The sequence below is a fragment of the Psychrobacter sp. 4Bb genome (genome assembly GCF_002836735.1).
Lineage (GTDB): Bacteria > Pseudomonadota > Gammaproteobacteria > Pseudomonadales > Moraxellaceae > Psychrobacter.
This window is the reverse complement of record NZ_PJAS01000072.1, coordinates 139574-152015: the sequence shown is the minus strand read 5'-3', so window position 1 is coordinate 152015 and position 12442 is coordinate 139574. Positions and strand designations below refer to the sequence as shown.

At 42.1% G+C, this 12442-nt stretch carries 10 protein-coding genes; 8 read left to right on the top strand and 2 right to left on the bottom strand.

From position 1 onward, the window contains the following. Positions 1-179 precede the first annotated feature (179 nt). Complete coding sequence (locus CXF60_RS11340) at positions 180-2150, top strand: sensor histidine kinase (protein WP_102092024.1); 1971 nt, start codon at positions 180-182, stop codon at positions 2148-2150. 185 nt (positions 2151-2335) lie between these two features. Here the strand turns inward: CXF60_RS11340 and CXF60_RS11335 are convergent, their stop codons facing one another. Together CXF60_RS11335 and CXF60_RS11330 are read right to left on the bottom strand one after the other, a co-directional pair. Then, on the bottom strand, positions 2336-3502 hold the full coding sequence (locus CXF60_RS11335) for a D-alanyl-D-alanine carboxypeptidase family protein (protein ID WP_101206208.1): 1167 nt from the start codon (positions 3500-3502) through the stop codon (positions 2336-2338). A 500-nt stretch (positions 3503-4002) separates the two neighbouring features. Further along, a complete protein-coding gene (locus CXF60_RS11330) occupies positions 4003-4437 on the bottom strand; it encodes an MCR_0457 family protein (protein ID WP_057759051.1) in 435 nt (144 codons plus the stop codon). A 540-nt stretch (positions 4438-4977) separates the two neighbouring features. Between CXF60_RS11330 and surE the strand changes: the two genes are divergently transcribed. The 7 genes from surE (at position 4978) to mobA (ending at position 12414) form a co-directional block, all read left to right on the top strand. After that, positions 4978-5796: a 5'/3'-nucleotidase SurE gene (surE, locus tag CXF60_RS11325; RefSeq protein ID WP_102092023.1), complete on the top strand. Its 819-nt coding sequence runs from the start codon at positions 4978-4980 to the stop codon at positions 5794-5796. A gap of 135 nt (positions 5797-5931) precedes the next feature. Beyond that, positions 5932-6720, top strand: coding sequence for a LysM peptidoglycan-binding domain-containing M23 family metallopeptidase (locus CXF60_RS11320; RefSeq protein WP_102092022.1), 789 nt, complete (start codon positions 5932-5934; stop codon positions 6718-6720). Between the two features lie 69 nt (positions 6721-6789). Next, positions 6790-8088 (top strand): lytic murein transglycosylase, encoded by a 1299-nt coding sequence (locus CXF60_RS11315; RefSeq protein WP_101206205.1) that lies wholly within the window; start codon positions 6790-6792, stop codon positions 8086-8088. Between the two features lie 421 nt (positions 8089-8509). After that, positions 8510-9805, top strand: coding sequence for a molybdopterin molybdotransferase MoeA (gene glp, locus CXF60_RS11310; RefSeq protein ID WP_102092021.1), 1296 nt, complete (start codon positions 8510-8512; stop codon positions 9803-9805). Positions 9806-10025: 220 nt separating this feature from the next. Beyond that, a complete protein-coding gene (moaA, locus tag CXF60_RS11305) occupies positions 10026-11048 on the top strand; it encodes a GTP 3',8-cyclase MoaA (protein WP_228707120.1) in 1023 nt (340 codons plus the stop codon). A 64-nt stretch (positions 11049-11112) separates the two neighbouring features. Further along, on the top strand, positions 11113-11643 hold the full coding sequence (gene moaB / locus CXF60_RS11300) for a molybdenum cofactor biosynthesis protein B (RefSeq protein WP_102092019.1): 531 nt from the start codon (positions 11113-11115) through the stop codon (positions 11641-11643). Between the two features lie 57 nt (positions 11644-11700). After that, positions 11701-12414, top strand: coding sequence for a molybdenum cofactor guanylyltransferase (mobA, locus tag CXF60_RS11295; protein ID WP_102092018.1), 714 nt, complete (start codon positions 11701-11703; stop codon positions 12412-12414). Positions 12415-12442: the final 28 nt, after the last annotated feature.

Here is a 12442-nt window from a genome sequence, read left to right as displayed (position 1 = left end):
AGCTTGATGATTAATGTCATCGCGTTCGATAGCGCGATGACATTTTTCTATTAATACGCTGTAGTTTAAGCTCATCAATAGCTACTTCAATGCTTCAAAAATACTCAAATGTTTTACTTATCACATCTTTAAAATACCTGTACTATAAATGAAAGCTGCCCGCGACTCAGTAGAGTGATATGAACAACCGTTCGTTTCAAACCATCCCCGTACTTATCTGGCGTTCTGTCATACAAGCTGTCATATTGGCAGTGCTGGCAGGTTTTCTGTTGCCTTTTATTTATGGCTTAGTACATTACTATCAAGAGAAAAACCACCATATCCAACAATTGGCATCGCTACTAACGACTAGCGCATCGACTGCAGATGGGGCAGATGTCGTGGCTGAGCAAGTGAATATCTTGTTAGAAAATGAGCCGATGATTCAAAGTATTGTTTTCTATTCAACCTCTGAGCCAATTGAGGATATAGACCAGTCGCTTGCTGATTGGAAAAATGCTTTATTTGCGCATACGGTCAGTTTCAACTATCCAGTGATTAGTAAAGACTTCGATGCCAGTATTATGGCGTCCAATAAGTCCGATTCCAATCAACAGTTAGCACTGACTTTATCAAATATTATGAGCGAATCGTCAGCGCCAGATGAGACGACTGATATAGCTACCGAAAATAGCACATTGATTGGTTATATTAATATTACGATGGACGTAGAGTTGCTACGTTTACATTGGTTCCAAAATATCCTGTGGTTATGGCTAACAACAGTGGTACTGATTGTTATGTTTGCCTTATATATTTTTAGAAAGCTTAATTGGCCAGTTAAAGATATTGAAGTGTTAACTGATGTTTGTGCCATTGTCATGAACAACGCAAATCTAGAGCAACTGCCAGTCATTCCGCAGCAATTCAATTTTCAAGAACTAACCCAAATCAAAAAAGCATTAATTGTGTTATTCAACCGTTTACAAGAAGCAAGGCAAGGTTATGAAACCCTTGCGGCTTTTGAACAGCAATTACACAATAAAGATGTATCGTTAGATGTGCAGTTGCACAATTTTCAAAGCATGATTTCTCACGAGTTAAAAACGTCATTGAATGCAATTGTAGGCGGTTTACAACTGTTAGATTATGAGACTCTCAGCAGAGAGCAAAAAGACGCAGTAGAGATTATCAGTAGTGGCAGTGATAAATTGGTATTGTCTTTAGATCATATTATACAGTTGAACCAGATCCAAAAAGGTCAGATAAGAATTCATAAAAATGAGTTTAATCCATTACAGTTAATCGCTGATCTATTAGCCAAGTTTGAAAATATGGCTACGCAAAAAGGGCTAGAGTTAATCAGTAATATTCATCATATAGACTATAGCCTATATGGTGATTCAGAAAAAATATATCAGATACTATCGATACTGCTCAATAATGCGATTAAGTTCACGCCTGTCGGGAAAGTTACGATTACGTCGCAACTGACACATTTTAATAAAAGTAATCGTTGGCAGATTAGCGTGAAAGATACGGGTATTGGTATCAATAATGAGCACCTAGACGATATATTTAATCCGTTCTTTCAGGTAGATTCGTCGCAAACTCGCCAGTACGAAGGCTCAGGGGTTGGCTTACCGATTGTTAGACAAATGGCGCAGCTTATGGGTGCTACGATTGATGTTGATAGTGTGCTTGGTGTAGGTACACAGTTTACGCTGACCATAGCGATGCCCAATCAACAGCAATCAAAACAGCAGCGCTTATTGTCTGGCCTAACGATTATTTATTATTACTATCATGAGACAGGCTCTTTATTAAATGAACTGGAATATCTAGGTGCTACGATCATTTGTCGCCAAGGTAACCAACTCGTCATAGAGGAGATGCGTAAGCAGAAAGTTGACATGGTGATGTTTGGTGAAGATGTTTTCCCGGAAAAAGCTGCGATGCTAGCCAAACGTATCCGTAAGCATGAAAGCGATGAGGGCAGTAAGAGCGAGCATCGTGCGTTATTGGTATATTGGTATCCACAGCATCGGGCGCGCTATGTAGGCAGCTTTGAGTATGGTTTAAAAGCAGCTGGTATTGACTATTGTCATATTGCTACTTATAAGGACAAAGCGTTAAGCGACTTATTAAAACAATGGTTGGTTTGGACGTAGAGCTGTTCTACCAAATCCGTGTTCCTAGTTAGGTTCATTTTATTAGGTAGCATTTTTTATATTTTCTACTTTTCAATATCGAAGCACCTTTAAAATAAAGTAGGCATAAAAACAAAAAAGACGCCCATTTTGAGGCGTCTTTTTTTAAACAGTTTTTAGCTAAAACTACTTTTTAAAAGTTTCTCTTAGAAAAGATTCTTTACCCAGCGTACGATATGTTCCCACGTACGGCTCATAAAGCCTGACTGTTCGATATCATTGGTTGCGATGATAGGAACTGAGGCTACTGCTTTACCATCGATTACAGCCATCATTTTACCAACTTCCTGACCTTTTTTGATTGGTGCTTCTAAGCTCTCAGGAATATCCACCACTGTGGTGATTTTATTTTTCTGGGTTTTGCTGGTTAGAATTTGCAAGTTGTCGCCAGTTGCCAGTTCTACCTCGTCAGCTTCTCCAAACCATACTGGAAGCTTGCTAACGAACTGTCCAGCAGGCGCCTTGGTAACCGTTGTAAAGTGACCGAAACCCCAGTTAAGTAGTTCGCGTGACTGATCGGCGCGAGCTTGTTGGCTCTTGGTACCCATAATGACAGAGATTAGACGCATGCCTTCACGGTTGCTTGATGCAACCAAGCAGTAGCCTGCCGCATCAGTGTGGCCAGTTTTTAGGCCATCAACGGTTGGGTCAGTAATCAGCAGAGCATTACGATTACCTTGGGTAATACCATTATAAGTGAACTCTTTTTCTGCGTAGATACTATAGTAGTCGCCGCTGTTTTTGATAATAGCGCGCGCAAGTTTAGACAAATCCAAAGCAGATGCTAAATGACCTTCATCAGGCATACCCGTAGCATTGACAAAGTTAGAGTTCTCCATGCCAATCTTTTGTGCTTGTTCGTTCATCAATATTGCAAATGAGGCTTCGCTACCAGCAATATGTTCAGCCATGGCTTTCGATGCATCATTACCTGATTGAATAATAATACCGCGTAGCATATCGATGACGCTGGCGGTTTTGTTCACAGGCACATACATACAAGATTGGCTGCTGCTACCACGGCACCATGCGTTTGGACTCATCAATACCTGTTCATCTTCTTTCAGGTCGCCTGATGCTAAGCGTTGCTCAATGATATAACTGGTCATCATCTTAGTCAGAGATGCTGGCGGCAGCGCCTCATTGGCGTTCTTTTGAGCCAAAATTTCGCCAGTGTTATAGTCCATCAACACATAGGCAGTATTGTCCATTTCAGGTGGTTGAATGGCTGCGTTTGCCACTACTGCACTCATCGAGATACTTACACCAACTACCAGCTGTATCAGCTGATTTTTTACACGCTTTACTGTCATATATCATTACACCGCATCATGGAACCAAATGTATCTATCGCTTATGTTTTGTACCTATTTCCATACATTATTTTAAGCAGCATGTCTTAAATGCAGTGTTTAAAATAATGTATCGATGAAAATAGTAACGCCTACACAATAGACATAAAATTAACGCCTTATCTTAGCAAAATGACTACCGATGGGGAATCGATAAATGCAAAAATAAGGCAAGTTTGAAAAGAAAAATGAAGGCCTATCATATATTTGTTGTGTCTATCATCTGACCAGTCTCTGTAATAAAAATTTAACGCTCACAAAAAAGCCTGCTGCACTGCTTGTGAATAACAAGTAAAGTGACAGCAAGCTTTGATGCTACAGATATCTAGACAATCAGTTGATAAACTTTGCTTAATTGATGTTATAAAGAGTACATAGCTTTTATTTTATTATCATTGATACCAATATTATTAACACATTAAGCAGAGGACGCTAGTTATTGAATTAAACTAGCTAGTTGTCTAATAATCCGCGTTTGCCAAATCTTCACATAGTGCTTTGTTTTCTTGCTTTGAGAATCCCATCGTCCAACTACGAATACCTTGTAGTATCTGGCGGTAGTCTTGCTGTGTAGATAGGTATTGAATAGCCGCTTTTGGATCTTCTAGAGAAGGCATTAGCTCATGCAGCTGTACAGTGTACGACTTATAGAACCGCTGTTTTTGCTTACCATTTAGCATTGGTGGGCATATCTCTGATAGTACCTGCATCACCGCAATTTCGTGCTTAGTGATATTGATGCCAGACATGTCTAGCGGAATGGTAGTGCCAGAGTTATTCGCAGCATTAGAAGCTTGAGACAGCATAGCAACAGACGTTATCAGTCCTGCAATCCCAACTTTTGAGGCAGTATTTGCTATCACAGAAGCTATAGATAATATCGATTGTTTATTCATTCAGTATTACACTCGCTCGTCTTTATTTAATGGTCATATGTTAATCGGTAAAAAAACAAAAGTCACATAAAATATTGATTTATGTGTAGATATCTTGTGAGCCAACACCATTTTTTAGCAACATATCAGTAGCATACCCTAATGAAGTTACTTCAGTATCAGTACATCGGTTTGTATTGTTGTGGGGTGTTTCGTATTGTAACGCGATGCTTAATCTATTGGTTGTTATTCGTTTGATACAGATCTTGTTACGCTATTTTCATCGTATAATTATCAGCATAAGAAGAACACGATACTTTGCTAAACACAGGGTTCGTGTCTTTATATTATTCAGTTATAATCGCCCATGCTATCAAAATGAATATTTTTCTCTAGACTGTGACGTCATGTCATTGAAGAATTAGAGTATCATGTTTTCATTTTAAATATGATCATCGTATTTTTATGCCATATCTTGAACAGACATGGCGCGATAGTAGAATTACCAAATAGAGATGTAGAAAGACAGCTAATAAAACATTAACCACATACTGAGTAGAAATGAGATTTTTAATTAGTAATGATGACGGTGTGTATGCGCCAGGATTATTGGCACTATCTCAAGTATTATCGACTATCGGTGAAGTTGTCGTCGTCGCCCCGAACGATGAACAAAGCGGTTATGCCAGTGCATTAAGTGTTTCAAGACCACTGCATACGCATCAGCTGCCTTCTGGATTTGTAGCGGTAAGTGGCTCACCAGCTGACTGTGTTTATTTGGCACTGCATGAATTGTATCGTGGTAGTGACTTTGACTGCGTGATTACAGGTATCAACTCAGGGGCTAACTTGGGACAAGATGTGATGTTCTCTGGTACGTTCGGTGCTGCATTGACCGCGCAACTATCTGGTATCCCTGCTATAGCAACGTCTTTGGTAGGCGGGGGTGTCAAAAACGGCGGGCAAGAATCAGCCAGTGATTATCAAGTGGCTGCACATGAAATCGTCAAGCTGCTTACTGAAACTTCGGTTTTAGAGATGCTCAAAAATTTGCCCTATCATGTATTAAACGTTAATATTCCTGATGTGCAGCATGCCGATGATATCAAGGGTCGAAAAATAACCTCGCTAGGCCATAAGCAGGCTGCTCAGCCAGTACGCCATATGATAGACCCACGCGGTCGAGATGCGTATTGGTTGTCTCTACGAAAAGGTAAAAATGAGCGACCATCAGAGACGTCAATCGATGCGATACAAGCAAAGCAGGATGTGATGACAGATTATCAGGCTGTAGCGGCAGGGTATGTCAGTTTATCACCAGTACGCCTACATCATACGCCAACGGCAGCGCTGGAGAGATTATCAACACTCGCGCTATAAATTCTATAAGATATAGTCCATACCGGCTTATTAAACACTGACGTGTTATGAGAATATCAGAAGACTCTTGTATGATATCAAGCGCTTTTGAATGATTAAACAATGAATGAGCAACACAAAGAATAGGAACCTTGTATGAAAAAAATCATAGCTGGATCGCACCTTGTTAAAGCCGCGTTGATTGGTACTATGGCAGTCGCTACTCTATCTGTCGTTGGCTGTGCAACGAAGCCTACCTATCAATCAGCAAACCAAGCAGGTCCTAAGATTATTACTAACGCGCAAGGCGTCCCTAACTATCACCGTGTACAACGCGGCGATACGGTCAGCCAGATTGCAGCGCGCTATCGTCTGAACTACCGCCAAATCGGAGCGATGAACAATCTAGATAGTAAATACACCATCTATAGTGGCCAATGGCTCAAACTATGGCAAGGCAATGTGGCAACCACTGCAAGTAACAATAGCTACAGTGCTCCAGTTCAAACGCAACCAACTTATACGCCACCTGTGACCCAATCTCAAACACCAGCTTATGAGGCCACTGCCAACTCGACCTCTGGTTATGATTATCCTACGCGTAACCCAGTGACTCGTAATATTGACCCTGCTACGGGCAATATGGGAATGTGGTTTGCGGGCAAAGTTGGTGATCCAGTACTTGCCAGCCAATCAGGAACTGTGCTTTACTCAGGCAACGGTCTGCCAGAGTATGGCAATCTAATTATGATTCGTCATAGTGATAACTACATCACAGCCTACGCCCACAATAGCCAATTATTGGTGCAAGAGGGCGATACAGTACAGCGTGGCCAACGTATTGCTAGTATGGGTAGCAGTGGTCAGACCAATGAGGTAGGCTTAGAGTTTCAAGTTCGCTTAAATGGTAATCCTATTGACCCACGTAGCGTACTTGGGCGTTAGACTTAAATAATAGCTACGGATAGCTTGGCCACTGTGAGCCATTTTATTTATTCATGTTTGAGATTTTTTATGAGATTAAAAAAGCAATACCTCACCCTTATGCCAGCATTAGTGATGGTCGGGTGTACAAGCCAGCAGGCAATGCAAAGTAAGCCTGTTCGTCAAGGCGGCGTTGAGATTACTCAAACCCAAACCGTTCAGGTCAAACCAACACCTGCACCAGTCGTAAAACCGCAGCCTGCGCCCAAGCCTAGCTATAGTAGCTTTTCTGATTGGAAGTCAGACTTTTCTATGCGTGCCATATCGTCAGGCTATGATGCCCAAGTTATTGGTCGATTGCTTGATTCTGCTTATCTAAACCAGCAAGTCATCTCATTAGATTCAGGTCAGCCCGAGTTTTCCAAGATGCCGTGGGAATACGTAGATTCTGCGGTATCAAGTGGACGCGTCAGTGTAGGGAAGCGTAAATTTGCCGAGCAGCGTGCTTATTTGTCTCAGCTAGAGTCTCAGTATGGGGTCAATGCAGAGATTATCGCTGCGATATGGGGCATGGAGTCATCGTATGGCGCTGTGACCGGTAATAGTGATTTGCCAAGTTCGCTTGCCAGCCTTGCCTATGATGGTCGTCGTCAAGAGTTTGCTGAAACGCAGTTGCTATCGTTAGCGACACTGCTACAACGCGGTGATGTATCATGGTCACAGTTGGACGGTTCTTGGGCAGGTGGTATGGGACAAACCCAGTTTATCCCTGAGACTTGGCTCAAACAAGGGGTCGATGGTGATGGCAATGGGCATCGCAATCCTTGGGCGACTGGTGATGCACTAGCCTCGACGGCCAACTATCTTAGCAATTCAGGTTGGGTTCGTGGCTTAGCACCGTTTTATGAGGCAACGGTGCCAGCATCGTTTGATTACTCAGTGGTTGGTAGTAAACAACCTGCTGCTAGATGGGCTGCGATGGGTGTCGATACGATAGCGGACGTTTACTTAGACGCCAATACTCAGATGGAGCTATGGTTACCCGCTGGTAAAGACGGTCCCGTATTATTGCTGAGCCCAAACTTTGATGTGATTAAAGTCTATAACAACTCATCAAGTTATGCGTTGGGCGTTAGTCTACTAGGCAAAACGATTAATGGACAAAGCGGGTTGCAAAAATCTTGGCCTCGTTATGAGCGTCCATTATCGACCACGCAAGTGACTAACTTACAACGTCGGTTGACTAGTATGGGTTACGATACCAAAGGCGCTGATGGTATTGTGGGTACCAATACTCGTATGGCATTCCAGCGCTGGCAAGCAGATAATGGCCAAACGCCAGATGGATTTATTACTCAAAACAGTGCGTCCTCACTGGCTGGATGGTGAGGTAGGCTGAGGGTATTTATACATTGTATAAAAGTGGCTCTTTTTAATCGTGCTTAGCCATTATTAATTAGCCACTAGCCAACAAACGATAATTTACTTTGTTCTACAAAAAGCACCTTGCCAAGGTGCTTTTTTTGTCTCAATCTATGTCTGATTTTGCTGACACCTTTAACACCATGGACAATGCAATAAATATCAAATATTAAGACCAGTGTAATCTGGCTTTATTCAAAACTTATCAGGACAAGGTTAATACAAGAAAGTTGATACTTTGAATGATAGACTCTAGATAATGTGTTTTTTGACGATGACTTTTACTCATAGTTTTTAGTGACAGTTTTCAATGACCATTTTTAATAACAGTTTCGATTACGAATAATTAGAACGACAGTAATTAGAACGACAGAAAGAGCGTGACCTTATGATTACCATGGAAGAATTACAAGCTGCGATACAGCAACGGATAGATAGTTATCATATTACTGACTTTCCGCTACAAAAAAGAGCCGTTAACACTCTAGAGTTACTGGGCAGCCTAAACCATATACTGACTCAAGATATTGCTTCACCCTTTGATGTGCCGCGACAAAACCTATCTGCGATGGATGGTTATGCGATTGCCAAAGGTAGTGAGTTATCAGAAAACAGTACTATCGAAATCATTGGCGAGTCGCAAGCTGGTAGTGCTTATACTGGTGAGACAGCGGCAGGGCAAGGGGTACGTATTTTTACGGGTGCAGTTGTGCCAGATTGCTGTGATACGGTCATTATGCAAGAGAATACAAATTTTGCAGATATCAAAGCGACCGTTGATAAATCTCGCCCTTATAATATCACGCTCACGCAAACCGCCAAAGTTAACAATAATATCCGCTCACAAGGCGAAGAGATTGAGTCTGGCGAAGCCGTACTAAAAATTGGTAAACGCCTTAATCCTGCAGATATTAGCTTACTTGCCAACCTAGGTATTAGCCAAGTGAACGTGTTCCAGCCGCTCGTCGTAGGTGTGCTGGCAACAGGTGATGAGCTCGTGGCTATTGGCAATGAGCTACAAAGTCTAGCTCAAATATATAACTCGAATACCCCAACGCTCAAAAGCTTGCTATCAGATCTGCCTATCACTATTCGTGATTATGGCATTATTCCTGATAACCTAGAGCAGACAACTATCGCAGTCAATGAGGCCATGCAGGACTGTGATGTACTGATATCTACTGCAGGGGTCTCGGTTGGTGACTATGATTTTTTGACCACTGTGATTGAAACGTTAGGTCAAATTAACCATTATAAAGTGGCGATGAAACCTGGTAAGCCTTTTGTATTTGGCGAATTGAATAAAAATCTCGATAAGCCAGTATTGTATTTTGGCCTACCCGGCAATCCGCTCTCTACGGTCGTGGGTGCGCTACAGTTTGTAATACCTGCATTGTGGCAAATGTCAGGTGCTAGCGTATCAGAGCAGCCAATGCCGCTAACTATCAAAGCCAAACTCATCAGTGATATCAGAAAATCTCCCGGCCGCAAAGACTTTCAGCGTGGCGTATTGTCACGAGACGATATAGGTCATTATCAAGTTGAGTGCTTTTCAAGACAGCAGTCACATAGAATCAAACAGCTGAGCCGCGCTAATTGCTTCATTGTGTTGGATAAAGATAGTGGGAACGTAGCAGCTGGTAATGACGTCGTTGTACAACCGTTTCCTTGGCTACATCGCTAATTCATCGTTTGCCAATTTATTGTAAGGTGGTCGCACAGAGCTGAAGAGCAACCCTATAACCTTACACTGGTATGCTAAACACGAATAACAAAGTAGTGCTTATAGTAAGTAGTACTGATGGCAGTAACATATGATTGATGACAACATAGATGACAAACACAAAATAGACAGCCCGCAACTGTATTCACCGAGCTTGGCACCGGCATTATCTGATGGCTACATGGGGTCTTCCTTGGTCGTGCCCACTGAGCAGATGAGTGACTATCACCAGCCGCTAACCGATGGGTTTGCACGGCGTCTGACTTATTTGCGTCTGTCTATTACTGACTTCTGTAATTTTCGCTGTGAGTATTGCCTGCCAAATGGTTATCAAGGTAAGCGCCCTGATGATGAGCTGAGTATCTCTGAAATTGCAACCTTGGTGCGCGGCTTTGCTCAAGTAGGTACCAAAAAAGTTAGAATTACAGGTGGTGAGCCATCTATCCGTCGTGATGTTGTCGAAATTATCGAAACGATTAAGCAGACTGACGGTATCGAGACGGTCGCGATGACCAGTAACGGCTATAAATTGGGTAAACATATAGCCAACTGGCAAGCTGCTGGACTTGACCAGCTCAATATCAGTATGGACAGTTTTGATGCCGCTACTTTTCATAAAATGACAGGCTTTGATACCTTGCCGCAGATATTGGCTGACATGGATACATTGTTAGAAACGACTGATATCAAACTGAAAATAAATAGTGTCTTGATGGCAGAGACTGCTTTTGAGAATTTAATCACGGCGATCGACTATGTCAAAGACAGACAAGTGACCTATCGCTTTATTGAATTTATGCAGACCAGTGATAATAGCGATTTGTTTTTTGCGCAGCATGCTCAGTCTGATATTATCACTGATTACTTGTTAGAAAACGGCTGGCAGCCGCACGAGCGCGGTAGTGCCGATGGTCCAGCAGTAGAGTACAGTCACCCTGAGTATATCGGTCGTATCGGTATGATTGCCCCATATGCGGCGCATTTCTGTGATACCTGTAATCGCCTGCGTGTAAGCAGCCAAGGCAAGGTGCATTTGTGTCTGTTTGATCAAGGCAACTATGATATCCGTCCATACTTACAGCAAGACGATATCCAAGGACTGGTAAACACTTTACATAGCTTTATGCCAATCAAGCCTGAGCATCATCATCTGCATGACTCTAACAGTGGCATCATGCACAATCTATCGATAATTGGTGGTTAAGATATTTTGAGTCTGCAATCATTTTCTAACATAGCTTTTTTGATACAACTATAAAGGATTATTTATGAGTAAGCCTGCTACACAATTTACACCACTTAATATTGCTGTATTGACCGTTTCTGATAGCCGTACGCTGGCAGAAGATACGTCAGGCCAGTACTTAGTAGACAGATTGACCGAAGCAGGGCATCATTTAGCAGATCGTCAATTAATCACCGACGATATTTACCAGATTCGCGCAGTCATCAGTGGTTGGATTGCTAGTCCAGACGTTCATGCGGTTATCACAACTGGCGGCACAGGGTTCTTCATCAGAGATAGCATGCCAGAAGCGGTGAGTGTACTGTTTGATAAATCAATCGATGGTTTTGGTGAAATGTTCCGTCTAATCTCAAAAGATGAGATCGGTATGTCTACCGTACAATCGCGAGCAGTTGCTGGCATGGCCAATGGTACGGGTATATTCTGTCTACCAGGATCGTCTGGTGCTTGCCGTACGGGTTGGGAAAATATCTTAAAGGATCAGTTTGATAGCCGTACTCGTCCGTGCAATTTTGTGCCGCATTTTTTGGCACAAAATCCTAGCCATGATTGAGTTATAAATAATTGAGCTATGAGTGATATACAATCAAGCCTGACAGGTAAATGGTAAATGAAAAACTGCTCAAATAATCTGGATGGTTTGGCAGGTGTGATTATCTTGGCAGGCGGCGCATCTAGACGTATGGGAACGGCTAAGGCGATGCTGACGCTACCGTCAGGTGAGCAGCTGCTAGACTATCATGTTCGTCATGCGAGCAAGTTACAGATTCCTATATTGGTTGCAGATAATGGTCGCGGCTTTCAAACTGGTTTAGATGTCCATTTAGAAAAAACCAATTCGCCTATTATTCATATTGCTGATTATGGTGCTGATGTTGACTCTAATGAGCATGATGCGCGGGTCAAAACTGGCGGCGCATTTGTGGCTATCGAATCAGCCTTACAAACATTGAACGGTTTGAGCAGCTTGAATGATTCAGGCGTATCAAAAAACGTACAAGCATCGTGGTTACTGGTTATTAGCTGTGATAGCTTAATACCAGCAACTGACTTGTGGCAGAAATTACAATGTGAAATAAGCCTTGCTGCTGATAAAAAAGTAATTTGCTTAAAAGATGACGGTCACTTATATCCACTATTAGGACTGTATCAGCTAAGCATCGAGCCTGATTTGAAGGCCTATATAGATAGCGGACAGCGTAGAGTAATGCGGTTTATTCAGCCATTGGTGCAAGCTGTACCATTTAGCAAAGAGTGGCAAAATCTAACCAACTTCAATACGCCTGAAGATTTTAAGCGGGCATGTGCTGATCTACCAAAATAATAAAAATATCACATAAGAAAGGTTATAT